This window comes from Streptomyces sp. NPDC001513 (assembly GCF_042894695.1).
Classification (GTDB): domain Bacteria; phylum Actinomycetota; class Actinomycetes; order Streptomycetales; family Streptomycetaceae; genus Streptomyces.
The window spans coordinates 242,684-264,692 of the sequence record NZ_JBIAVU010000006.1 but is presented as its reverse complement, the minus strand read 5'-3'; the positions used below and the strand labels follow the sequence as shown (position 1 = coordinate 264,692).

24 protein-coding genes and 1 tRNA gene are annotated in these 22,009 nt (G+C 69.9%); 20 read left to right on the top strand and 5 right to left on the bottom strand.

From position 1 onward, the window contains the following. Positions 1-460: 460 nt before the first annotated feature. Positions 461-1,621, top strand: a complete 1,161-nt coding sequence (locus ACFYZ4_RS15845) for a hypothetical protein (protein ID WP_390784160.1) — start codon at positions 461-463, stop codon at positions 1,619-1,621. 786 nt (positions 1,622-2,407) lie between these two features. Here ACFYZ4_RS15845 and ACFYZ4_RS15840 read toward each other — a convergent pair. Further along, positions 2,408-3,139 carry a hypothetical protein gene (locus tag ACFYZ4_RS15840; RefSeq protein WP_390784159.1) on the bottom strand — a complete coding sequence of 244 codons (732 nt, stop codon included), beginning with the start codon at positions 3,137-3,139 and terminating at the stop codon, positions 2,408-2,410. Positions 3,140-3,458: 319 nt separating this feature from the next. Between ACFYZ4_RS15840 and ACFYZ4_RS15835 the strand changes: the two genes are divergently transcribed. Both ACFYZ4_RS15835 and ACFYZ4_RS15830 read left to right on the top strand, forming a co-directional pair. Continuing rightward, positions 3,459-3,896: a GntR family transcriptional regulator gene (locus tag ACFYZ4_RS15835; RefSeq protein ID WP_390784158.1), complete on the top strand. Its 438-nt coding sequence runs from the start codon at positions 3,459-3,461 to the stop codon at positions 3,894-3,896. Positions 3,897-3,921: 25 nt separating this feature from the next. Next, positions 3,922-4,485, top strand: a complete 564-nt coding sequence (locus tag ACFYZ4_RS15830) for an HD domain-containing protein (protein WP_390784157.1) — start codon at positions 3,922-3,924, stop codon at positions 4,483-4,485. On the opposite strand, the gene ACFYZ4_RS15825 is transcribed toward ACFYZ4_RS15830, so the two are convergent. Then, entirely contained in the window at positions 4,478-4,951 is a 474-nt protein-coding gene (locus ACFYZ4_RS15825; protein ID WP_390784156.1) for an NUDIX domain-containing protein, read from the bottom strand. The genes ACFYZ4_RS15830 and ACFYZ4_RS15825 overlap by 8 nt on opposite strands. Before the next feature lie 2 nt (positions 4,952-4,953). Continuing rightward, positions 4,954-5,694, bottom strand: a complete 741-nt coding sequence (locus tag ACFYZ4_RS15820; RefSeq protein ID WP_390784155.1) for an XRE family transcriptional regulator — start codon at positions 5,692-5,694, stop codon at positions 4,954-4,956. Positions 5,695-6,298: 604 nt separating this feature from the next. Between ACFYZ4_RS15820 and ACFYZ4_RS15815 the strand changes: the two genes are divergently transcribed. The 14 genes from ACFYZ4_RS15815 (at position 6,299) to ACFYZ4_RS15750 (ending at position 17,668) form a co-directional block, all read left to right on the top strand. Beyond that, positions 6,299-6,577, top strand: coding sequence for a DUF6284 family protein (locus tag ACFYZ4_RS15815; protein ID WP_390784154.1), 279 nt, complete (start codon positions 6,299-6,301; stop codon positions 6,575-6,577). Beyond that, positions 6,574-6,915, top strand: coding sequence for a hypothetical protein (locus ACFYZ4_RS15810; RefSeq protein WP_390784153.1), 342 nt, complete (start codon positions 6,574-6,576; stop codon positions 6,913-6,915). The genes ACFYZ4_RS15815 and ACFYZ4_RS15810 overlap by 4 nt, the downstream gene beginning before the upstream one ends. Beyond that, positions 6,912-7,937 (top strand): DUF2637 domain-containing protein, encoded by a 1,026-nt coding sequence (locus ACFYZ4_RS15805; RefSeq protein ID WP_390784152.1) that lies wholly within the window; start codon positions 6,912-6,914, stop codon positions 7,935-7,937. Before ACFYZ4_RS15810 ends, ACFYZ4_RS15805 begins: the two co-directional genes overlap by 4 nt. After that, on the top strand, positions 7,937-8,275 hold the full coding sequence (locus ACFYZ4_RS15800; protein WP_390784151.1) for an RRQRL motif-containing zinc-binding protein: 339 nt from the start codon (positions 7,937-7,939) through the stop codon (positions 8,273-8,275). The genes ACFYZ4_RS15805 and ACFYZ4_RS15800 overlap by 1 nt, the downstream gene beginning before the upstream one ends. 25 nt (positions 8,276-8,300) lie before the next feature. Further along, the gene (locus ACFYZ4_RS15795) at positions 8,301-8,543 is read left to right on the top strand and encodes a hypothetical protein (protein WP_390784150.1); all 243 of its coding nucleotides are present in this window, start codon (positions 8,301-8,303) and stop codon (positions 8,541-8,543) included. 85 nt (positions 8,544-8,628) lie between these two features. Continuing rightward, positions 8,629-10,248 (top strand): hypothetical protein, encoded by a 1,620-nt coding sequence (locus ACFYZ4_RS15790; protein WP_390784149.1) that lies wholly within the window; start codon positions 8,629-8,631, stop codon positions 10,246-10,248. Then, positions 10,248-12,329, top strand: coding sequence for a hypothetical protein (locus ACFYZ4_RS15785; protein WP_390784148.1), 2,082 nt, complete (start codon positions 10,248-10,250; stop codon positions 12,327-12,329). Before ACFYZ4_RS15790 ends, ACFYZ4_RS15785 begins: the two co-directional genes overlap by 1 nt. Positions 12,330-12,565: 236 nt before the next feature. Beyond that, positions 12,566-12,754 carry a hypothetical protein gene (locus ACFYZ4_RS15780; protein WP_390784147.1) on the top strand — a complete coding sequence of 63 codons (189 nt, stop codon included), beginning with the start codon at positions 12,566-12,568 and terminating at the stop codon, positions 12,752-12,754. A gap of 24 nt (positions 12,755-12,778) precedes the next feature. Continuing rightward, complete coding sequence (locus ACFYZ4_RS15775; protein WP_390784146.1) at positions 12,779-13,276, top strand: hypothetical protein; 498 nt, start codon at positions 12,779-12,781, stop codon at positions 13,274-13,276. 11 nt (positions 13,277-13,287) lie between these two features. Continuing rightward, positions 13,288-13,461 (top strand): hypothetical protein, encoded by a 174-nt coding sequence (locus tag ACFYZ4_RS15770; protein WP_390784145.1) that lies wholly within the window; start codon positions 13,288-13,290, stop codon positions 13,459-13,461. A 71-nt stretch (positions 13,462-13,532) separates the two neighbouring features. Next, the gene (locus tag ACFYZ4_RS15765) at positions 13,533-14,492 is read left to right on the top strand and encodes a bifunctional DNA primase/polymerase (RefSeq protein WP_390784144.1); all 960 of its coding nucleotides are present in this window, start codon (positions 13,533-13,535) and stop codon (positions 14,490-14,492) included. A gap of 188 nt (positions 14,493-14,680) precedes the next feature. Continuing rightward, positions 14,681-15,916 (top strand): DUF3631 domain-containing protein, encoded by a 1,236-nt coding sequence (locus ACFYZ4_RS15760; protein ID WP_390784143.1) that lies wholly within the window; start codon positions 14,681-14,683, stop codon positions 15,914-15,916. Positions 15,917-15,932: 16 nt separating this feature from the next. Then, complete coding sequence (locus ACFYZ4_RS15755; protein WP_390784142.1) at positions 15,933-16,310, top strand: helix-turn-helix transcriptional regulator; 378 nt, start codon at positions 15,933-15,935, stop codon at positions 16,308-16,310. 23 nt (positions 16,311-16,333) lie between these two features. Continuing rightward, positions 16,334-17,668 carry a tyrosine-type recombinase/integrase gene (locus ACFYZ4_RS15750; protein ID WP_390784141.1) on the top strand — a complete coding sequence of 445 codons (1,335 nt, stop codon included), beginning with the start codon at positions 16,334-16,336 and terminating at the stop codon, positions 17,666-17,668. 174 nt (positions 17,669-17,842) lie between these two features. On the opposite strand, the gene ACFYZ4_RS15745 is transcribed toward ACFYZ4_RS15750, so the two are convergent. Continuing rightward, positions 17,843-17,924, bottom strand: a tRNA-Tyr gene (locus ACFYZ4_RS15745). 199 nt (positions 17,925-18,123) lie between these two features. Here ACFYZ4_RS15745 and ACFYZ4_RS15740 point away from each other — a divergent pair. The 3 genes from ACFYZ4_RS15740 (at position 18,124) to ACFYZ4_RS15730 (ending at position 21,490) form a co-directional block, all read left to right on the top strand. Further along, positions 18,124-18,612: a YajQ family cyclic di-GMP-binding protein gene (locus tag ACFYZ4_RS15740; RefSeq protein WP_030009008.1), complete on the top strand. Its 489-nt coding sequence runs from the start codon at positions 18,124-18,126 to the stop codon at positions 18,610-18,612. A 199-nt stretch (positions 18,613-18,811) separates the two neighbouring features. Beyond that, positions 18,812-20,239: a SulP family inorganic anion transporter gene (locus ACFYZ4_RS15735; RefSeq protein ID WP_390784140.1), complete on the top strand. Its 1,428-nt coding sequence runs from the start codon at positions 18,812-18,814 to the stop codon at positions 20,237-20,239. A gap of 18 nt (positions 20,240-20,257) precedes the next feature. Next, positions 20,258-21,490 carry an APC family permease gene (locus tag ACFYZ4_RS15730; RefSeq protein WP_390784139.1) on the top strand — a complete coding sequence of 411 codons (1,233 nt, stop codon included), beginning with the start codon at positions 20,258-20,260 and terminating at the stop codon, positions 21,488-21,490. Here ACFYZ4_RS15730 and ACFYZ4_RS15725 read toward each other — a convergent pair. Beyond that, positions 21,474-21,998 (bottom strand): SMI1/KNR4 family protein, encoded by a 525-nt coding sequence (locus tag ACFYZ4_RS15725; RefSeq protein ID WP_351290604.1) that lies wholly within the window; start codon positions 21,996-21,998, stop codon positions 21,474-21,476. The two genes, ACFYZ4_RS15730 and ACFYZ4_RS15725, sit on opposite strands and share 17 nt — an antisense overlap. Positions 21,999-22,009 lie beyond the last annotated feature (11 nt).

Here is a 22,009-nt window from a genome sequence, read left to right as displayed (position 1 = left end):
TGCGTGGGCCATGGGTGTCGCCCTGTGGCCCTGTGAGTTCTTCACGCGCCGCCCATCCGACCCGTCGCCGACGCTGCCGTGGCGCTGGCAGGGCCGAGGCTGTGACCCAGGCAGGTGAGTAGTTCATCTGACCGGAGCAATTCGAGGGTGGGAATCGTTTCCACCGCTTCCGGTGCCGACAGGGATGACGTGTACGCCGGCGTCCGTGTCGGCTTCTTCGGCATCCCGCCCGCGGAATCGACGCGGGCGGGGCTTTGCTGCGCGGAGCCGGGGGCGAACGGGCGACCGCCATTCGAATGCAATCTCAGAGCGTCCGCACCCGGGTGCGGGAGATGACCCGGCGCGAGCGATACCACTCGTACCGTCTTGCCGGGCTCCATGATCAGGTTCCTCCTCCTCTCCACGTGCAGGGAGAGGAGCGGGAAGGCTGCCCGGCTTGTAACCGAGAGGAAGGGCATCGATGAAGAATCGTCTCGTACTCGCTGGATGTGCCGTGGTGGCGAGCGTGGGCATGTGCATGGCGGCCTCGCCGGCCATGGCGCAGGCGCCGACCAAGGTGACCATCGCCTGTGGCGATGTAGCCGCACTCATCACCGCCGTGGAGCAGGCGAATACGAACGGCGGCACGATCAACCTGGCCAAGGATTGTGCCTACCGCTTCGACATCGACTACGGCTCCAGTTCGGGCAATGCCCTGCCGGCCATCACCGGGAACGTGGCGATCGTCGGCCACAACTCGACCCTGATCCGCTCCGTGAGCGGCGGCAGCCCGCTCTTCCGCCTGCTCTCGGTGGACGAGGGAGGCACCCTCACCCTCAAGGGCATCACCGTGACCGGTGGCCGCACCGACGGGAACGGCGCCGGCATCGCCAACGCGGGCACCCTGCGCCTGGAGGACAGCAAGGTCGCCGGCAACCAGACGGGCGGGGTCGGCGGAGGCATCTCCAACGAGGGCGGGGACGTCACCCTCGTCGACACCGAGATCCTGACCAATGTGGCCACGTCCGCCACGGACGACGCCGGTGACGGCGGCGGCCTCAGCAACAGCGCGACGGGCACCCTCAAGCTCCACAAGAGCACCGTCGCGGGCAACTCCGCCGACGAGGACGGCGGCGGCATCCAGAACGAGGGCACGCTGACCGTCGAGCACGGCCTCCTCACGAACAACGAGGCTCGCGACGGCAACGGCGGCGCCGTCAACAACCTGGGCTCCGCGAAGATCAAGCACACCAAGATCATCGAGAACTGGGCCGGCCTCAACGGCGGGGGCATCAACAACGCCGCGGGCGGGACCCTGGAGATCCAGCAGTCCACCCTCGCCAACAACAAGGCGGGCAACGACGGCGGCGCCGTCAACAACGCGGGCACCGCGACGCTGAAGAAGACGAAGGTCGAGTCGAACTCGGCCGGGCACGACGGCGGCGGCATCAACAACGCGGAGGAGGCGGGCGGCGTCGCCACCCAGCTGACCCTGGAGCACTCGACGGTGGCGGAGAACCGCGCCGCCGGCGTGGGCGGCGGCATCAACAACCAGGCCGGCGCGGTGGTGACCCTCAAGGAGAGCAAGATCATCAAGAACCTGCCCGCGAACTGCGCCGGCACGGTCGCAGGCTGCTCCTGAACCCCAGCACGGCGCTGAGGCCGACCCGGCCGTAGCCCCGTGGTCCCGACGTTAACGAGGAAGCCCCTCTGGTCTGCGTTTCCGCAGATCAGAGGGGCTTCTTTCGCGTGGCGGCGCCAGGGTTCGAACCTGGGTAGGCTGAGCCGGCAGATTTACAGACTTCCGCTTTGGCGCCGCTCGGACCTCCTCTGACCTGCGGCGGAAGTAACCATCTGACTCGGCGATAGCCCTGCCGTCCGCACCTCGTCCTGATCTTGCACGAGGCGCAACCCCTACCGCTGTCGGAGCTTCTTGAGCTTCTCTTCAGCAGCCTTCTTACGACGCCTCTCCGCCTCACGGGCAGACCACTTGCCCTGGTGCTGCCAACAACGGGACGTGCGACCCATCACGTCCCGGATGCATGGTCGGTTCTTCTCTGTGAGCCACCCGCATTTGGGGCCGGCCATCGCGTCACCGCCGATCATGTGTGCTAGTCATGTGGACCTCGGCATAGTCCCGCTCTGCCCGGCTACGCGGGAGGCGCAGACGAGGCGGACAGAGGCACACCCCAGGGGTGAGGTACTTCGCAGACTTCTGACCGATCTACACGGGCCGAACCATCTCGATGGATTCCTGACAAAACCGGGTGCGGCTGGACACCTGGGTGCAGCGGCGAAAGCGACGGCAGTTGGCCGTTGAGGCCACCCCACGACGGCCCAGGCGGCCCAGGGCTCCTCCCGCGAGTCGTCGGTTTCCTCCGCTCGATCAGGCAGCCCAGAGCCAGCACTGCCCCGGGGGCCGTCTGGGCTAGTGATCAGGTAAGGCCGACACAATCGCCGCTAAGGCGGCAACAACTCCAGCCGCCGCGGTAGCGACAGAGACTTTCAGAGCAGCGGTAAGACGCGTCCACCAAAATCCACGCCGCACCTCGTCCACCACATCCAAAACAGCCCGATCCATCCAATTCTGCACCAGCGAATTGCAAACAACAGAAATCGCCACCACGCTAGCAATGACAGCCAGAGGCATATCCAGTAGCTTTATTTCACTACGCGGAGTTCGGGCAATCTGAATCCAGTAGCCGAAAAGAAAGATAGCTACAACCGCCCCCTTCGCGATAGCACCCTTCATTCCGCTAGGTCGCGAATCCTCAGAACCGCCTAGGTCGCCGAGTATCTCTCTCAGCCTTGCCGCCTGCCCGTACACCCACGTCGCGTCACCCCCGGAGAGTTCGACACTCACCCGATCCTCCTCGATGAGAACCGCCACCTGGCGCCTCAGGGAGTCATCTGAAGCCTCCAGCCGGAGATTGCCCCAAGCTGTCGAGATTGGCGCAGGGTTCGCGATTTGAATGGCATCAACCAAATCGGCCAGCGTTTGTTGGCGGTATCGAGTGCTGGCCATCTGCGTCGAAAATTCAACCGATGCGGCAGGAATACTCTCGGAAGCTACGCCAAAGATTCTGTCCAGGTCACTTCGACCGATCCTGCATCGGTAGAAGAGGAGTCGCATCTCGGTTTGCTGGGATGGCAGGGTCATGCACACCATTATGTAGACGACTCGCCTCGCGGGAGGGGCTATTGCGCAAAAAGGCGGACTCGGTGCAGGCAACGGACAAGACTCTGACAATGTCACGGTCTAGGAGTTGAGCAAGCCACTGACTACCCAGCCCAGACCGGGCTCCTCCCGCGCGTATCGTGACGGTTCGCGATGGCGCTGTAGGCCGCTCAGGCACCCTCCCAACCGCTACATCCCCCAGCGCCCTTCGCCTACTTACCCCCAGGCCGGTACATGCGAAGCTGGACCGCGCAGGCGCTACAAGCCAAGCGCCCACGCACGGCGGAAGAAGGAGGAACGTGTGACGAACCCCAGCCCGCGCGGGACGTACTTGACGATCTCGGAGGCTCTGCGGGCAAGGATCGCCGAGGGCGCCTACCCCGATGGTCTTCCGTCCGAAGCGGAGATCGGTCGGGAGTTTGGCGTGGCCCGCACTACCGTCCGCCGCGCTCTTCGCGCGCTGGAGGAGACCGGCGACGTGACCACCGTCGCCGGAGTCGGCCGCCAGGTCGGCAGCGGGGCACAGGTGGCGCCGTACCGACGGATCATGGCGGACCTGCTGGACCGCATTCGGACGGGCGAGCTGCCCCCCGGCGCTCAGCTCCCCAGCGAGGCAGAACTCTCCGAGACCTACGGGGTCGCGCGAGGAACCGTCCGTCGTGCCGTGCAGGAACTCGAAGGCGCAGGGCACATCCATGCTCAGCACGGAGTCGGGCGATTCGTAGGCCCGGCCTCCTGATTCCGACAGCTTTGGGGGAAATCACATGCAGTTGGCCAAGTGGGCTCATGACCTTGCAGAGTCCCTGCTTGCCGAAAGCCTGCCGGACCGGTGGGCTCATTCCCAACGCGTCTACTCCCAGGCCCTGACACTCGCCCCAGCGCTCGGAGAGGACGCGGAACTACTCGCTGCTGCGGCCATCGCGCATGACGTCGGGTACGCGCGGGCGGCCGTGGACACGGGGCAGCACATGATCGACGGAGCACGGTATCTGCGCGACGTGGTGGGCGCCGACCCCCGGCTGTGCAGTGTCGTGGCCTTCCACACGTCATCCCCCTGGGAAGCCTCAGAGCTGGGGCTGAGCGAGATGCTGGCGGATTTCGGCCCCCCAGAAGCCGAGCTCGTAGACGCGATCACCTACTGCGACCTGACCAGCAGCCCCGTGGGCGCGCTCGTTGACCCAGCAGAGCGGTTGACCGAAGTGCTCGACCGATACGGCCCGGAACACGTCGTGTTCCGGGCCGTATCCGCGGCTCGACCAGAGCTTCTGGCCCGGGTCTCCCGGGTGCGTCAGCGCAGCTTTGAGGCAGAGGGGTCCAAGCTCAGCTGATTCGGGGAACCGGCGAGTCAAGGAAGCCTTCCGTCAGCCGCCGACGGGTGGTGGGCGACACGTCGAGGGATTCGATCTCCGTCTGGGGAATCCACCGCACCTCCAGGGATTCCGAACTCACCTTGATCTCGCCGCTGACTGGCCGGGCTCGGAAGCAGAGCGAAAACTCCTGCCGCACCTCGCCATCCGCGAACGCGATGACATGTCCAGGGTCAGTGAAGATGCCCACCAGGCCGACGACCTCAACGAGGATTCCGGTCTCCTCCAGGACCTCACGGACCACCGTTCCCGCGATGTTCTCCCCGATGTCCTGGACGCCCCCCGGCATGCCCCAACGGCCGTTGTCCGATCGCCGCTCCATCAACACATCGCCCTCTTCGTTGACGACGAACGCCGTTACGGCGGGGACGATCCTGTTGGCCTTCGGCGCATTGGAGTCGTCGAAATAGTCAGTGCGGCGGCTCATGCTCATCCTTCAATGGGGACTGCTTCGGACCAGACCTTTTCAAAGCTCTGCTGATACGTGGAGACCAGCTCAGCACCTGCGACCTTGCGCAGGTGAAGGACCGGGGTCAGGGGTGCGCTCACCCCGTAAACCTGCGTGTTCACCAGCCACTCGTCGTCCGCCCGATAGAGCGAGTTGTGCAGAGTCGACCGATGCATCCGGAACTCGATCCCGGGTACCGAGTAGAGGGGACGGTAGAGCTTCATCACCTCGCGAACCTTGTAGGCAACGCCCTCGCCGATTTCCTCTTCGTCCCCTCGGCGCCGGATCTCCTGGCTCTCCGGGTCACCAAGCAGGATGCGGGCCCGAACACCGCCGGCCGCTTTCAGTCTGAGCAGCTGCGGCCAGCGCGGATTCTCGGCGAGGAAGACACCCGCGTGCACCAGCAGGCCGATCTCCCGTTCCGCCCGCCCGAACAGCTGGAGCCATAGCTCAGCCGGCACGTAGGAACGGTGCGGGTAGACCTTCAAAACCTCAGCATCAGCAGCGTCCTTACGCTGCCCCTCCGGCAGGCCGTCCGGCCATAGATAGCCCTCGTCCTCCCGCAGGAAGGCCGAGATGGCGAGCCGGTGCCGCCGGTACGGCGCCCGACCCTTGGTGATCCAGCGCTCGACCGTCTTGGGGTCGACCCCAAGGTGCTCCGCCAAGGCATCCACGGCGACGCCTCGCGTCAGCATCGCGGACCTTAACCGCTCGTTCGCCATCCCACCCCCAGGGACGTCCAGGGACGTAGTCGCCCCTCAGAACGCTATCGAGGACGTCCCAAGTCGTCCAGGGACGCGGTGACTTCGTCCTGCCCTCCAGCGGCACTCTGATGTCACACCACAGGACGGACCGGCTGAGGCGAAGAGCTTGACAGCCTCACTCGGAACCGCCAATGTGAGATACATGCTCAAGCATGTATCTCATGCGGTGAGCGCAGCTACTTAGCGCTGACCTGCATGGATATCTGTCCCGAGCTACGCACGCAGCACCTACATGGCGTTCGACGTGTCCCGTTCATACGGGAGCCCTTCGGGGCTACCGCGCCCGTCGGAGAGCCACCGGCATTTCCTTGAGAACTCAACAGTGCGAGGTAGCCGCCTCCTACTCAAAAGGCGGCCAGCGCGGCCACGGTTCGCGCACTCGACCATCCGCAGCATCGCGTTGCGGCCGGTTGCCTCCTCCGCCCGTCCACAGTCTCTGCGGTGTACGGGTGGGGTCGCAGGGAGCCGAGTAAATCCGCTCCACCCCCAACGCAGTGCAGCCCTCGGCGTTCCCGCGCCGAGGGCTGCTGAGTCCCGTTCCTCTCTCGAAGGAGCAAGACCCATGAAGTCCATCGCTGCACTTCACGACGTTGTTACCCCGTGGTCGGACGGCTTGGAGCCGTCTGCTGCGGAGCTGGACGCGATCGAGTGGGAGATGCCGCTGATCATGGCGGACGTCGACCTGCTCGACGCGGAGATCGCGGTTCTGGACCGGGCGCCGTCGGAGCTGGACGAGCGGCGGATCCGCCGGGCCCGCCGCAGGCAGCTGGCCGTCCGTCGGCTGCTGCTGAACCAGGCCGCCGCGGCGGCCGCCGCGAGCATGCCGGGCGGTGCCGCATGACCACACCGATCCCCCTCTCCGCCCTGGGCGCTCCGCTGATGGCGCTGCGCATCTTCGCCGACCAGTACCGGCACCTGCCGGCGCCGTGCGTGTCGGTGTCCACGGTCTACCCGGACCTTCTGGAGCTCGCCTTCCACGACGACCTCGACGGGTTCGAGACGTGGCGTGAGGCTCTGGGGATCCCCTCCCAGAGCGTGTCTCACGGTGTTCAGGGTGGTGGCCATACCCGCGTCCTGAAGGCCGAGACCCCCTACTCCGGCGGGCTCGTGCGGCTGATCGGCTACGCCAGGATCCCCACCGCCGACGAGGAGCGTTCACCGGCGGAGGTCACGCCGTGAAGGATGTTCAGATCCGTTCATCCGAGCGGGCCCTGTCGGTCGGAACGTGGCTGATCGTCGGCGGGGCGATGCTCTACTCCGTCCTCACCGTCACCCCACTCATGGCCGACCACACCCCCGCCGCATGGCGGTGGACGGCCCCGATCCTGCCCCTCGTCGTGGACGCCGCGGTCGTCATCGTGGTCCGCCTCGACTCCGTCCTGGCCCGCCTCGGCGGGCACGGCGGCGCATGGCCGGTGGCGCTGCGCTGGATGACCGGCGCCATGACCCTCGCCCTGAACATCGGCGCATCCGCGCTGGCCGGGGACCTGGTCGGGGTCGCAATCCACTCCGTGGCACCGCTCCTCCTGATCGTCACAGCCGAGGCCGGACTCGCCTACCGGCGGGCCATCACCGCCGCCGTACGTGGCCTCGAAGAGCGAGACCGCGCAGAACGCCAGGCCCGCGAGCAGGCGGCCGAGACCCGGGAGGAAGCCCGTCAGCAGCGGGTGCGTGAACGCCGCGAGCACGAGGCGGCTTTGGCCCGTGAACAGCATGAACACGAGACCCGGTTGGTCCGCGAGGAGGCCGAGCGGCAGGAACGGATCCGGCGTGAGGAACGAGAGCGCGCCGAGGCTGCCGCAGCTGCTGAGCGGGAGGCCCGTGAACGCCGTGAACAGATGCGTGAACAGCAGCAGGCCGAGCGTGAACGCCTTGAACGCCAGGCCGCGCAGCAGCGAGAGCTGGAGGCCCGGCAGAAGGCTGAGCGGGAGCGTCAAGTCCGTGCCGAGCAGGCCGAGCGTGAACGCCTTGAACACCTCCGTGAACAGGAACGCCTGGAGCGTGAACGCGCCGCGCTGCTGTCCGCCGGACCGCCCCCGGAGAAGCTTCCCGAGGACCGCGCCCGCACGGTGGTCCGGGCCGCGTTCGACGCCGGGCTGGCCGTGCGGGTGGCCGCCGAGCTGACCGGCTGGTCCGTCGGCTGGGCCTCCGCCCGCTACCAGGAACTCCGCGACACCAACGCCGCCTCTGCTGTCGGCTGATGGCCACCATCCCGGTCTACCGCTGGCGGCTCGCCCCCGACGGGCTGGCCACCCGTCGTCAGCTGCGTGCCGCCGGGCTTCGGCCCGGCGGCCAGGACGTCGTCGCCCAGCTGGAGCGTCCCCGCCGGCGACGGGGCCCGCTGGTCGCGTTTCTGTACCGGCTCGACCTCGCCAAGCCGGTCCGGCCGATGACCGCAGCTCGGCGGGCGGCGCTTGCCAAGGCGAATGCCGCCCGCCGGAACTGCCCAACCTGCCGGCGCGACGCCGGATACGTCATCCCGGCCGCGCTCGGCATGTGCGTGGCCTGCCACGACTTCCCCGAACAGCGCGCCGCCTGACCACCCGACCTGATCGGAGTCTCACGTGACCACGCAGAACGCACAGACCACCACCCCCACCCCGGCCGCTCAGGGTTCGCACTTCTGGGTGCTGACGTTGGAGCTGCCCGGGCGGGCGGCGATGACGCAGAGCAGCACCTACACGCCGCCCGTCGGTGCGACCCGCTACGACGCCTACCAGGCCATTCGGCAGCACGTCACCGCCGGCCACCCGGAGATGGAACGCGCGACCACCATGTTCTTCGCCCTGGAGCCCAACCAGCTCTGACCTGCACGAACAGGCAGGGCCCGGCCGTTGCTGTAGGAGGCGGACGGCCGGGCCCTTTCTCTCCCCTGAAGGGGGCTCGTACAGCATGACCGAGATCCTCACCGAACCGCAGGCCCCGCCCGAAGAGTCCACCCCCACCCCGGCGACCCCGGACACGAGCACGACTGCTCCGGGCAAGACCGTCGATCACATCGCCGGGGGCTTTCCGGTGGTCCCGCTGTCCCTGTCGGGGACGAACGCGACCGCCGGACTCCTGGCCACCGCAGCACTGGCCGGCGGTCCGGCCGCGCTGGCGGTGGCGATGACCGGTGCCGCCGTCCTGGGCACCGCCGCCGCTCACCGCCGCTCCGAGGCCCGCAAGACTCCGGCCGGGAAGCCGGTCCCGTCCTCCGCCCGAACCTCGGGCGGATCGGGGGGCCGTGGTCTCTTGGGCCGGATCCCTTCGCAGCCCCGCACCGGCAAGACCACCGGGGGCACCCGAGCAGGGGCCGGATCCCGGAAGACGTCCGGTGGGCAGGCCCGGCACGGTGCCGCGGCATCCGCCGGTGGCCGCGCCGGTTCGACGGCAGGGAAGACGCGTTCGTCCTCGGCCCGCCAGCGGGCCGCCCGCGCGGCTGCCGGTCTGGCCGGTGGCCGGGCCGGACAGGTGCAGGCCCTCCGATCCCAAGCCCGCACGCAGTCCCCGACCCGGGCCGCCGCCCGCACGGCCACCGCCCAGGCCCGGCGTCAGGTCGCCGACACCCGCCGCGCCGCCAACGCCGCCGAACGCACCGGCCGCAGCGGCGCCGGTGGTGTGAAGGGCAAGCCGCGGGGTGCCGCAGCCCGGACCCTCGCGAAGGGCCTGGGCAAGGCCGCCGCCGTCCGCGACAAGGCCGTCGCCGCCGCCCGCGCCGCGCGAGACAGCAGCACCGGCCGGACGGTGGGCAGGAACCGCGAGCAGGTTCAGCAGGGCGCCCTCCGCGCACGATTGGCCGCCGCCAAAGCGCCCGCGCAGAAGGCGGCCCGCAAGGCCCTGCTCCGCTCGGCGGCCCGCTTCCACGCCCGCCGGGCCCTCGCCGCCGTCCTCGGCGGCGCCGCCGGACTGGCCGGGCTCATCACCACCTCCCTCGGGCGAAAGCTCGGCTGGGCGTGGCTGATGAATCCCGGCCGCCGCCTCTACGGGTTCCTCGTCGGGCGGGCCCGGGCTGAGCGCGAGACCCGCGATGCCGAGATTCGCGCCCAGCTCGACGCCGACGAGGAATCCGCCGAGGCCCAGGTCGACGCCGAGGAGCAGGACACCGACGAGGTCGGGGACCAGGTCGCCCGTCCCACCACGCACGTTCCCGTACCGCCCACCCCCGAAGGAGCAGTCGTGAGCAACGTTTCCGGGTTCAGGTTCGAGGAGCTGGCGGCCGAGATGGAGCAGGCCGCCAAGTCCTACGAGCCGGAGAACTGCATGGAGATCCTCGCCATGCTCGAAGGGCTCCCCGAGGCCCTGCAGGCCATCGCGAACATCCTGAAGATCCTCGCCGAGCGCTCCGACAGCGAGTTCCCGCTGGAGAAGGTCGTCGCCGACATGCTCTCCGACCTCTACGGGGTGTTCGCCAACTCCGTGGACTTCTCCGAGGAGCTGGGCCCCACCTTCCGCCAGGCCCACGAGGCGGACATCGCCCGCCACGAGGACCCCCGCAACGGCCACGAGGCCGAGAAGGGCTGGAACGTCTGATGACCGCCACCAAGACCGTCACCCACAACGGGCTCGCCCTGGACTGGGCCGCCGGCCACGGCCCCATCACCGGCGCCCTCTCCGCCACCACCGGCGCCTACGCCGTCGCCACCGTCGGCACCCTCGCCCACATGCCCCCCACCTGGGCCCTCGCGATCGGCACAGTCGGTGCGATCGGCCACACCGCCACCGGCCTGCGCCAGAAGCTCGCCGCGCGCACCATCAGCGCGCGGGCCGCGTCCTGGCTCCTCGGCTCCGGCTGGACCACCTGGGCCCTCGCCACCAACCCCCTCACCTGGACCGCGCTGGGCTCCCTCGCCGTCATCGGCGTCGGCATGGGCGCCGCCGCCCGCTCCGTCGGCCTCTACGAAGAGGCCCGCGAGCTGGAGGCCATCGCCGCGGCCGAACGGCAGGTCGCCCGCGAGCTCTCGGCGGGGCGTCGGGCGATCGCCGCGGAGTGGGTGGACCGCATCCAGCGCGTCTGCGGGATCACGGTGCGGGTGCTGGCGGTGGAGATCTGGCCCACGAACACCGGGTTCACGATCGACGCCGAACTCCCCCCGGGCGGCACGACCTACGACCGCATCGCCCGCGAGAACAGCCGCCTGTCCGCGGATGCCCGGCTGCCGCACGGCTGCACCGCCGCCGCCTCCCCCGGGATCGACCAGGGTCGCGTGCTGATCGACGTCACCACCGTGAACGTCCTGGCCGAGGACATCTCCTTCCCCACCGACTACGGGCCGCTGTCCATCCACACCGGCCTGCCGTGGGGCGTACGGACCGACGGCACCCCCGTCAACGTCTACCTGCGTGAGCAGTGCGCGCTCGCGGCCGGGCCGACAGGATCGGGGAAGACGAACTGGGTCCACACCGTGCTGGCCGTGTTCGCCCTCGCCACGGACGTCCTGTCGTGGGTGATCGACCTCAACGCCGGATCCGCCGGCCTGCCCTGGGTACGGCCCGCCATGGACAACAGCACCGGCACGGTGGTGCGGCCCGGGATCGACTGGCTCGCCTCCACACCCGCCGAGGCCCACCGCATGCTGGATGCCGCCATCGCGGTCGCGCACCGACGGAAAGTCGCCTACCAGCAGCTCATGGCCGACGCGAACACCGACCTGCTCCCCATCAGCCGCGACATCCCGCAAATCATGATCGTCGTGGACGAGGGTGCGGAGATCCTCGCCAGCGGCGACAAGACCATGAAGGAACTGGCCGCGAAGATCCTGGAGGTCATCCGGATCTCCCGCGCGATGGGCCTGCGAACCGTCCTGACCGCCCTCGGCGCCACCGGCTCCGTCCTCGGCAACCTGATGATCCGCCGCGAGGCGAAGGTCCGCGTGGCCCTGACCGGCGGCGAGAAGGAAGGCATGGACCTGGCCAAACTGTTCCCCGGCACCCGCGGCCTGCGCGTCGAGCAGGCCCCCTACAAGGGATCCGGGTTCCTCGGCAGTCCCGAGTCCCCGCCTGCCCTGTTCAAGGCCTGGCGGATCAAGCCCCACCAGATCCGCGACGTGGTCCACGCCACCTCAGGGCGGCACCCCTACCTCGACGACATCTCGGCGAAGGCCGCAGGTCCCGACTACGCCCGCCGCTGGGACTCCGCCCGCACCGCCTGGATCACCGAACACCATTACACCGACCCCGCCCAGGCCCCGGCACCCACGTCGGCCGGGACGGCCGCGGCGGGTGGGGGCCTGAATCTCTCCGCCCACCGCAACAACACGCCGGCCGCCGATGAGGACGTGCTGGCTGCGGAGTTCCGGCGGCAGATCGACGCCCAGTTCGCCACCACTCCCGAACCCGGCACCGAGACGGCAGAGGAGAAGCCCGCGCGGGAGGGGCTGGACCTCTCCGCTCACCGCAACGATGACGGAAGCGGGCCGGACTGGCTGCCCGCCGCGATGACCGCCCTCTACGCGGCCGGGTCCGACGGCATGAAGCCCGCCGCCATCGCGGACGCGGTCAGCCGGGGCCGCGAGTCCGTCCGCAAGGCCCTCAAGGCCGCCGCCGAACGCGGCGAACTCGTCTACCGCGACAGGGGCCCGCACTCCGTCTACGTCCACCCCGACCACGCCTGAAACGCCCTCACACACCGCTACCGCCTACTGCCTACCGCCCACCCCCGGTGGGCAGTAGAAGACCCTCCTACTGCCCACCTACCGCCCACACACCCACTCTCATCAGCGGGTTGGGCAGTAGGCAGTAGCCACTAGGCAGTAGGCGGTAGGCAGTAACCCGCTCACGTACAGCCACCATCCGCCCGCCGGCGGCACCGCTACCGGCGCCGCCGGCCCGCCCTGAAACGGGGACCCCCGTGGCCGTCACGCTCTCGCTCGTCGTCCTGTTCGGCGTCGTCCTCGCGATCCTGCTCCGCACCCGACACCTCGGCCCCGGCACCGCCGCCGTCGCTGCCGGGTTCGGGTTCTTCCTCGCCGACACCGGAGCCTCCGACGCCATCCACACCTTCGTGGCCGCCCTCGTCGGCTCCATATCCGGCCTCTGACCAGCCTCCGTGAAGGAGACCGCTGTGCCCTATGAGCCCACCCGCACGAGCACCACCCCGCCCGCCCGCTACGGCGACCCGCTCTACCACCCCACCGCGATCCAGGACCCGCAGGTATGGCCCGCCGCACTCCCACCCGGCGTCGAGATGGTCACCCTCCCCGGCGGCTACCGCACCCTCGCCTACACCCACCCCCAGCCCGCCTCCCCCGCACCCGCACCCGTCGCGGCCGTGCAACCGATCCCGACGTGGGCCAAGACCACCGCGCTCCTCGCCCCGACCGTTGGCGGCGGGATCGCCGCGGCCGGGTTCGGAATCTCCTACGCCGCCCCCGGAGTCCTCGCCATGGCCGAAGCCCTGTGGGCCGCCGTCGCCCTCATCGCCGCCGGCGCCCTCACCCCGCTCCTCCTCCGCGCCGGACGCGGACCAGGCCGGGGCACCACGCCGGTGCAGCACGTCACCCAGAACATCACCGCGTCCGGAATGTTCGGCCGCGCCACCGGCAGCATCCACCAGCGCTGAAAGGCCCGCCCATGAACCGGAACCTCTTGTCGGAACGGATCTCCGACGCCCTCGCCGTGCTCCGCGGCACCCGCACGGTCCGCTGCCCCTACTCCGGCTGCGCCGTCAGCGTCCGCTACCGCCACGTCACCCCCGACGAGGCCAAGCGCCTGACCGACGTCGCCACGGATCACACCCGCCACTGACACGACGAGGGCGGCCCCGTCTCGCCAAAGCCTGGGCCGCCCTCTTCCAGCTCGAACTGGAGGAATCCAGCATGACCCACACCACCGACATCCGACGAGACCACAACGACGACCTGCCCAGCATCAACCTTCCGGGCCTGGACCTGCTCGCCCATGCTGTCGCGGCGGCCGAGCGTGGTTGGCACGTCTTCCCGCTCCGCCCCCATGACAAGCGGCCCGCCGGCCACGCCCAGGCCCGCTGCCCCCACACCGGCCGGTGCGCGAACGGCCACCGCACCCCGGAACAGCGCGCAACCACGGACCCGGACCTGCTCGCGGCCGCGTGGACTCACGCTTCATACAACATCGGGATCGCGACTGGCCCCTCCGGGCTGCTCGTCGTCGACCTCGACATGCTCAAGGCGACAGACGAAGAAGGAACGCCTGACGGCGTGACCACCTTTGAGGCGCTCTGTGAGCGCGCCGGACACGCCGTCCCCACCACCTACCGGGTCCGGACCGCGCGCGGCGGGCAGCACCTGTACTTCACCCAACCCGCCGGGGTCCGGCTCGGCAACACCGCTGGACGTCTCGGGAAGCACATCGACACCCGGGGCTGGGGCGGGTACGTCGTCGCCCCCGGCAGCAGCACCCCGGACGGCGCCTACACGGTGGTGGACAGCATCAGCCCCATCCCACTGCCCGGATGGCTCATCGACGCGCTGACGGCCCGGCCCAAGCCGGTCAGGGACGTACCGGCGCCCCTGACAGTGAAGGGGTCCCGGTACGCGACAGCAGCCCTGGACAACGAAGTACGGAACGTCGCCCATGCCGGAGACGGGACCCGCAACGACACGCTTCTCAGGGCCGCGAGGGCTCTGGGTCGGTTCGTCGCGTCGGGCGACCTGACCCGCGTGGAGGTTGAGCGGGCTCTTAGTAGCGCGGTGGCGGGCAACGCCACCGAGTCGGAGCGCTACTACGACGACGTCATCGCCCGGGGCTTGGACTGGTCGATCGCCAACAACCCCGCCGGCGGCCGGAGCGCGGCATGAACGCACACCTCCCCGCTGCCTCTAAGAGCCCTCTCAACCACCGAGCCGCCGAGGACGCCGAGCAGCCGTCGCCACAGCCGGTGGTGGGCGCCCCGGAGGGCGTCGCCGAAGGCGTCCTTTCTGGCTCTGACCTGCACCCGGCCGACATGTCCAGCACCCCGTCCGTTCCCGCCCGGAGGGAAACACGCATGCCCGAGCCCATCGACGGCGCCGCCCTGCTCGACGAGGTGGAGGCCTTCCACCGCCGGTTCAACATCTTCCCCAGGGAGGCCGCCTACGTCGCGGTGACGCTGTGGGACGCGCACGCGCACCTGCTCGACGCCTTCGACGCCACCCCCAGGATCGCGTTCCTCTCCCCGGAGCCCGGGTCCGGCAAGAGCCGTGCCCTGGACGTGATCGAGACCCTGGTGCCCAACTCCATGCCTGCGGTGGACGCCTCGCAGTCTGCGCTGTTCCGGTCCGTCGCCGGAGTCGAGGGGGAACGGCCCACGATCCTCTTCGACGAGATTGACACGATCTTCGGCCCCAAGGCCGCGGGTGATGAGAACCTGCGCAAGTTCCTCAATGCCGGTCACACCCGGGGCCGGAAGATGTACCGGTGCGTCGGGGACGGCGCCAACCAGAGCGTGGAGGGCTTCCCCGCCTACTGCGCCGTCGCCCTCGCCGGGCTCGGCTCCCTGCCCGACACCGTCTTCGACCGCTCCGTCATCGTCCGGATGCGCAAGAAGGCCCCCAACGAGAAGTGCGAGCCCTGGCGGGAGCGCATCCACAAGAAGCAGGGACACGCCCTGCGCGAACGACTCGCCACCTGGGCCAACTCGATCCGGGAGCAGGTCACCGGGTCCTGGCCCGCCATGCCCGACGGGGTCACGGACCGGCCGGCGGACGTGTGGGAACCCCTTCTCTCCGTCGCCGAGGCCGCGGGCGGTGACTGGCCCGAGCGGGCCCGCGATGCCTGCCTGGAGCTGGTCACCGCTGCCAAGGAGAACGACGCCTCCTCCCTCGGTATCCGCCTGCTGACCGACCTGCGTGACCACGTTTTCCGCGGCGAGGAGCGGATGCCGACCGCGGCCATCCTTGAATGCCTCCTGCGCATGGACGACGCCCCCTGGGCCGACATGGACGGCAAGCCGATCACTTCACGCGTCCTGTCGCAGATGCTCGGCCAGTACGTCACCGCGGCCAACAAGCCCATCAAGCCCCGCGGGATCCGCGTCGGCTCCGCCACCCCCAAGGGCTACTACTCCGAAGACCTCGCCGACGCCTGGGCCCGCTACTGCCCCCCTCACCCCCAGAAGTCCGCAACAGCCGCCACAGCCGCCACACCGCAGGTCAGCGGGGGTGAATCTGTGGCGGAAGCCCTCCCCGGCATCCGCCACACGCACGCGGAAACCGCCACACCGCTCTTCCCCGTCGCCGGATAGCCCCCGCGACCACCCGATGCCGCCACACCCCGCGTGTGGCGGCACCGATCCGCCACAGAATCCCGATCCGCCACAGATCTACGTCGCTGACCAGCACTGTTGCGGCGTGGCGGCTGTTGCGGATCCCCAGGGCGAAGAAACCGGGCACGGCTCGCCCCACCCACAGGCTTCCAAAGGAGACAGAGCCTTGGCTACCTCCCGACGCCGGCGCACGCCGGTAGACGAATGGCTGCCTCTCACAGAGGTGCTTGAGGAACTCGACATCACCCGGGCCACTTGGTACCGGTGGCGGAACCGCGGGTACGGCCCTAAGGCGCATCGGCTGCCCAACGGCCACATCAGGGTTCGACGCAGCGCGCTGGACGCCTTCAACAACGAGCTGGAGGCTGCGTGACCGAGTGGAGCTACACGGTCAAGATGTGGGCCATCCGCAAGCGGCCCTACCGGAAGCCCTACCAACTCCGTTGGCAGGTGGGGATCCAGCCCCACGCCGAGTCGTTTCTGACGCAAGGGCTCGCTGATAGCCGGCGCGCGCAGCTCATCACCGCCGCGCGGGCCGGGGAGCCCTTCGACGTCGACAGTGGACTCCCGCGGTCGCTGATCCAGCGGGAGAAGGACATCCCCTGGTACCAGCACGCTCGGAACTACATCGAGCTGAAGTGGGACCACTCCCCCGCCAGCACGCGAAAGACACTGGCCGAGGCCATGGCAACGGTGACCATGGCCCTGGTGAAGGACACCAAGGGCATGGCCGAACCGGCCCTAGCCCGGCGGGTGCTCTACAGCTGGGCGTTCAACGTGCACCAGTGGGACAAGGAGCAGCCGGACGAAGTGAAGGCGGTGCTGGCATGGTTCGAGCGGAAGTCAGTTCCGGTGTCGGCCCTTTCAGAGCGGATGCTCGCGCGGAAGGCCTTGAACGCCTGTACCAAGAGGCTGGACGGAAAGACGTCCGCAGGTTCCGTCATCACCCGGAAGCGGGCCATCTTTCACCAGGCGCTCGGGTACGCCGTGGACGCGGATCTGCTCGCGGAGAACCCTCTCCATTCCCTCCAGTGGTCGGCTCCCGAGAAGGTCGAAGAAGAACTGGACCGCGCGTGCGTGCCCGGTCCAGAGCTCGCCGGGCAGCTGCTGGCCGGGGTTCGATCGCAGGGGGCGCGGGGGAGACACCTGGAGGCCTTCTTCGCCTGCATCCTCTACTCCGCCGCACGCCCAGGAGAGACGGTCGGGTTGCGGGCCACGGACTTCCAACTGCCCCGGCGAGGTTGGGGGACGGTGTGGCTGCGGGAAAGCCGACCGCGCGCCGGCCGGTCCTGGACGGACTCCGGCGAGGCCCACGATCGGAAGGGGCTCAAGCACCGGCCGCGCAGCGCCGTACGGCAGGTCCCGATCCCGCCGCAGCTCGTGTCACTGCTGCGGTGGCACATCACGGTCCACGGCGTCGCGGCGGACGGGCGGCTCTTCCGAACGGCCCGCGGCGGCATGGTGCAGGAGAGCGGGTACGGGGAGGTGTGGGCGGAGGCCAGGGCCAAGGTTCTCAGCCCGCAGGATCAGGCCTCCAAGCTGGCGAAACGGCCCTATGACCTTCGCCACACGGCGGTGTCAACCTGGCTGAGTGCGGGGGTGGAGCCGCAGATCGTCGCCGAGCGGGCCGGCCACAGTCTGGCGGTGCTCTTCCGCGTGTACGCGAAATTCCTGAAGGACGGGGAGGAGGCAGCGAATGCCAAGATCTCCGCGCGTTTGGACCGCCGGTAGCGACCACGGCCAAACCGCAGGTCAGATCCCGGATTCCCGTCCACGCTCCGTCCACAGAGGCTGGTAGAGAGCGTGCGTCAACGAGGCAGAGCGAGACAGTCGACTGTCCGTGTTCGAAAACGAAAGAACCCCCGCTCACTGCGTTTCCGCAGATGAACGGGGGTTCCACTCGCGTGGCGGCGCCAGGGTTCGAACCTGGGTAGGCTGAGCCGGCAGATTTACAGTCTGCTCCCTTTGGCCACTCGGGCACACCGCCAAGAGACGCTGCCATTTTTTCCGCCTCGCGGCGGCGCTCCCTGGCAACGACGTAAACGATACCTGATGACCGGGGGTGCTTCGCCACCGGATTGATCAGCGATGCGGGTGGGTGCGGTGGCTAGGCTTTGCCGAGCGGGCCGGGGACGTCCGGCCTCGCCCTCCGGGGTGATCACACCGATTTCAAGGAGCCACAGCACATGGCCGACTCCAGTTTCGACATCGTCTCGAAGGTCGAGCGGCAGGAGGTCGACAACGCCCTCAACCAGGCCGCCAAGGAGCTCTCGCAGCGCTACGACTTCAAGGGCACCGGCGCCACGATCGCCTGGTCCGGCGAGAAGATCCTGATGGAGGCGAACTCCGAGGAGCGCGTGAAGGCCGTCCTCGACGTCTTCGAGACCAAGCTGGTCAAGCGCGGGATCTCGCTCAAGGCGCTGGACGCCGGCGAGCCCCAGCTGTCCGGCAAGGAGTACAAGATCTTCGCCACGATCGAGGAAGGCATCTCCCAGGAGAACGCCAAGAAGGTCGCGAAGATCATCCGGGACGAGGGTCCCAAGGGCGTCAAGGCCCAGGTCCAGGGCGAGGAGCTGCGCGTCAGCTCCAAGAGCCGTGACGACCTGCAGGAGGTCCAGGCGCTGCTCAAGGGCAAGGACCTGGACTTCGCGATCCAGTTCGTGAACTACCGCTGACCCAGGTCCGAGACCTGCCACCACGCCGGCCCGGCGGTCCTCACCGACCGCCGGGCCGCGGCGTGTGCGGGGGTGCGGAGGTGTGTGCGGGGCGTGTGCGGCGCACGCGCCACCGTGGGCTTCTGTGGGTACTTGGGCGGCGGTGGGTGCGCCCACCAGGGTGAGGGCATCTCATCACCTCGCGGCAGGGGGTTCTCGCATGTCTGGGGCCGGCACGTTTCGCGAAGACTTCGGGGCGTCCGTCGTCGTCGCGCTGGTCGCGTTGCCGCTGTGCGTGGGGGTGGCGGTCGCCTCCGGGGTGCCGGCCGAGCTGGGGATCGTCACCGGTGTGATCGGCGGCCTGGTCACGGGGTGGTTCCGCGGGAGCTCGCTCCAGGTGAGCGGGCCCGCTGCCGGGCTCACCGTGCTCGTCTACGAGGCGGTGCAGACCCACGGGCTGCCCGCGCTCGGGGTGCTGGTGCTGGCCGCAGGGGTGGTGCAGCTGGGCATGGGGGTGCTGCGGCTCGGGCGGTGGTTCCGGGCGATCTCGGTGGCCGTCGTCCACGGGATGCTGGCGGGGATCGGGCTGGTCCTGATCTCCGGGCAGTTGTACGCCCTGGGCGGCGTGGAGGCTCCGGGACACACCCTGGCGAAGCTGGCCGGGGTGCACGAGCTCGGGGCGCAGGCCGACTGGGCCGCCGTACTGCTCGGGGTCGGGACGATCGCCGCCATGGTCGCCTGGCGCCGGATGCCCGCCCGGCTGCGGCTCGTGCCCGGGGCGCTCGTCGGGGTGGCCGCCGCCACCGCCGCGGCCGCCCTGCTGCGGCTGCCCGTCGAGAAGGTGCGGGTGACGGGAGTGCTCGCGGCCGTGTCCCCGCCCGCCTGGGGCGACTTCCAGGTGCTGGTTTCCTTCGGGGCGGCCGGGACCGTGATCGCGCTGGCGCTGATCGCTTCCGCCGAGACGCTGTTCAGCGCCGCCGCCGTGGACCGCATGCACGACGGGCCGAGGACCGAGTACGACCGGGAGCTCATCGCCCAGGGCGTCGGCAACAGCGTGTGCGGGCTGCTCGGGGCGCTGCCGATGACCGCCGTGATCGTGCGCAGCGCCGCCAATGTGGAGGCCGGCGCGCGCACGCGGGCGGCCAGGGTGATGCACGGCGGCTGGCTGCTGCTCTTCGCCGTGGCGTTCCCGCAGGTGCTGGAGATCGTGCCGCTCGCCGCGCTGGCCGGGGTGCTGCTGCACGCGGGGTGGAAGCTGCTGCCGGCGAAGGCGGTGGCCGCGCTGTGGCGTACGCACCGGGGCGAGGCGGTGGTGCTGGTGGCCACGGCCTCCGCGATCGTGGTCACCAACCTCTTCGAGGGGGTGCTCGTCGGGCTGGGGCTGGCCGTCGCCAAGGCGGCCTGGGAGACCTCCCACGTACACATCGAGGAGGTGTGGGAGGACGAGGCGCTGTGCGTGCGGATCGTGGGGAACGCCAGCTTCCTGCGGCTGCCCAAACTGCTCGACGCACTGGACGCGTTGCCGCACGGGCAGCCGGTGCGGCTCGACCTGAGCGGGCTGCGCCACCTCGACCACGCCTGTCTGACCGCGCTGGAGGGCTGGGAGCGGATGCGGACGCCGCTGCCCGGCCGGGAGGGCGTCATCTAGCCGGGTTACCCTCCGCCCGTGGACCAGCTGAAGCGCACTCTGGGCGTCTCCGACGCCGTCGTCGTCGGGCTCGGCGCGATGGTCGGCGCCGGTATTTTCGCGGCCCTCGCCCCCGCGGCGCGGGCGGCGGGCGGTGCGCTGCTCGCCGCGCTCGCCGTGGCGGCCCTCGTGGCCTACTGCAACGCGCATTCCTCGGCGCGGCTGGCCGCCCGCTACCCGGCTTCGGGCGGCACGTACGTCTACGGGCGCGAGCGGCTCGGGCCCTTCTGGGGTCATCTGGCCGGCTGGGGGTTCGTGGTCGGCAAGACCGCGTCCTGCGCGGCGATGGCTCTCACGGTGGGCGCGTACGTGTGGCCGGGGCGGCAGCATGCCGTGGCCGTCGCGGCGGTGGTGGCGCTGACCGCCGCGAGCTACGGAGGTGTGCAGAAGTCCACCCGGATCGCCCGGCTGATCGTGGCGGTGGTGCTGGCGGTGCTGGCCGGGGTGGTCGTGGTGTGCCTGACCTCCGGTGCGGCCGGGGCGGGGCGGCTGAGCGGCTCGGACTGGGGCGCCGCCGGGCTGTTGCAGGGGGCCGGTCTGCTGTTCTTCGCCTTCGCGGGCTACGCCCGGATCACCACCCTGGGCGAGGAGGTGCGCGACCCGGAACGGACGATCCCGCGGGCGGTGCCGCTCGCGCTGGGGATCGCGCTGCTGGTGTACGCCGCGGTGGCGGTGGCGGCGCTGTCGGTGCTCGGTGCCGACGGGCTGGCTCGGTCGGCGGCCCCGCTCGTCGACGCGGTCCGGGCGGCCGGCCGGCCCGAACTGGCCCCTGTCGTCCGGGTGGGCGCGGCCCTGGCCGCGCTGGGCTCGCTGCTGGCCCTCGTGCTCGGGGTTTCGCGGACCGCGCTGGCGATGGCCCGGGACGGTCATCTCCCGCGCGCGCTGGCCGCCGTACATCCCCGGCATCAGGTGCCGCACCATGCCGAGCTTGCAGTGGGTGCGGTCGTGGCGGTGCTCGCGGCCACCGCCGATCTGCGGGGCGCGATCGGTTTCTCCTCCTTCGGGGTGCTCGTCTACTACGCGATCGCGAACGCCTCCGCGTGGACTCTCGATTCAGGTGTCAAGGGGCGGGCCGTGGCAGCGGTCGGGCTGTCCGGCTGTGTGGTGCTGGCGTGCGCGCTGCCCTTCGCTTCGGCGGTGGCGGGGGCGGCGGTGCTGGCGCTCGGCGCGCTGGCCTACGGGGTGCGCAGCCGGCTCAGATCCGCGATCTGAAATCGGCCCAGGGCTCCAGCTCCAGGTCGCACTCCTCCCCCAGGCCGGACTCCTCGCAGAACCAGGCGGTGCCGTCGAGCCAGCCGCGAAGCCAGCCGGCCAGGCTCGGGGTGTCGACGGACCAGGCGAGGTCCGGCTCCCCGAGGCTCGGGTCGAACAGCAGTACCTGGGCGGTTTCGGAGCGGCAGTCCACGCAGGCGTACATGGTGCAGCCGAAGTCGGCTATGGGCAGCACGCCCTCGGGCCAGCGCCAGCCGGACGCCCGGTGCGCCTCGTAGCTCCGGAGGGTCTCGCTCAGCGACAGCAGCCCGCATTCGGGGCCGAATCCGCCGTCGCCGACGCGGGTGTACAGCGCGGTGAGCAGTGGCGGCAGGGCGAAGCCGAGTATCCCCTCGGCCCGGGTGATCTCCCCGCTGCCCAGCGGTGCGGGCAGGGGCCTTCCGTGCCCGTGCGCGGAGTTGTGCGCACGGTCCGTGACTTGCTCCAGCAACTGCTCGGTCTCGTTCATGCGTTCATGGT

What these genes read in the sequence shown, in the direction of transcription:
- ACFYZ4_RS15845 (WP_390784160.1), top strand. Translation starts at nt 461, where the DNA reads ATGAAGAATCGTCTCGTACTCGCTGGATGTGCCGTGGTGGCGAGCGTG.
- ACFYZ4_RS15840 (WP_390784159.1), bottom strand. Translation starts at nt 3,139, where the DNA reads ATGACCCTGCCATCCCAGCAAACCGAGATGCGACTCCTCTTCTACCGA.
- ACFYZ4_RS15830 (WP_390784157.1), top strand. Translation starts at nt 3,922, where the DNA reads ATGCAGTTGGCCAAGTGGGCTCATGACCTTGCAGAGTCCCTGCTTGCC.
- ACFYZ4_RS15825 (WP_390784156.1), bottom strand. Translation starts at nt 4,951, where the DNA reads ATGAGCCGCCGCACTGACTATTTCGACGACTCCAATGCGCCGAAGGCC.
- ACFYZ4_RS15820 (WP_390784155.1), bottom strand. Translation starts at nt 5,694, where the DNA reads ATGGCGAACGAGCGGTTAAGGTCCGCGATGCTGACGCGAGGCGTCGCC.
- ACFYZ4_RS15815 (WP_390784154.1), top strand. Translation starts at nt 6,299, where the DNA reads ATGAAGTCCATCGCTGCACTTCACGACGTTGTTACCCCGTGGTCGGAC.
- ACFYZ4_RS15810 (WP_390784153.1), top strand. Translation starts at nt 6,574, where the DNA reads ATGACCACACCGATCCCCCTCTCCGCCCTGGGCGCTCCGCTGATGGCG.
- ACFYZ4_RS15800 (WP_390784151.1), top strand. Translation starts at nt 7,937, where the DNA reads ATGGCCACCATCCCGGTCTACCGCTGGCGGCTCGCCCCCGACGGGCTG.
- ACFYZ4_RS15790 (WP_390784149.1), top strand. Translation starts at nt 8,629, where the DNA reads ATGACCGAGATCCTCACCGAACCGCAGGCCCCGCCCGAAGAGTCCACC.
- ACFYZ4_RS15785 (WP_390784148.1), top strand. Translation starts at nt 10,248, where the DNA reads ATGACCGCCACCAAGACCGTCACCCACAACGGGCTCGCCCTGGACTGG.
- ACFYZ4_RS15770 (WP_390784145.1), top strand. Translation starts at nt 13,288, where the DNA reads ATGAACCGGAACCTCTTGTCGGAACGGATCTCCGACGCCCTCGCCGTG.
- ACFYZ4_RS15765 (WP_390784144.1), top strand. Translation starts at nt 13,533, where the DNA reads ATGACCCACACCACCGACATCCGACGAGACCACAACGACGACCTGCCC.
- ACFYZ4_RS15760 (WP_390784143.1), top strand. Translation starts at nt 14,681, where the DNA reads ATGCCCGAGCCCATCGACGGCGCCGCCCTGCTCGACGAGGTGGAGGCC.
- ACFYZ4_RS15755 (WP_390784142.1), top strand. Translation starts at nt 15,933, where the DNA reads ATGCCGCCACACCCCGCGTGTGGCGGCACCGATCCGCCACAGAATCCC.
- ACFYZ4_RS15750 (WP_390784141.1), top strand. Translation starts at nt 16,334, where the DNA reads ATGTGGGCCATCCGCAAGCGGCCCTACCGGAAGCCCTACCAACTCCGT.
- ACFYZ4_RS15740 (WP_030009008.1), top strand. Translation starts at nt 18,124, where the DNA reads ATGGCCGACTCCAGTTTCGACATCGTCTCGAAGGTCGAGCGGCAGGAG.
- ACFYZ4_RS15735 (WP_390784140.1), top strand. Translation starts at nt 18,812, where the DNA reads ATGTCTGGGGCCGGCACGTTTCGCGAAGACTTCGGGGCGTCCGTCGTC.
- ACFYZ4_RS15725 (WP_351290604.1), bottom strand. Translation starts at nt 21,998, where the DNA reads ATGAACGAGACCGAGCAGTTGCTGGAGCAAGTCACGGACCGTGCGCAC.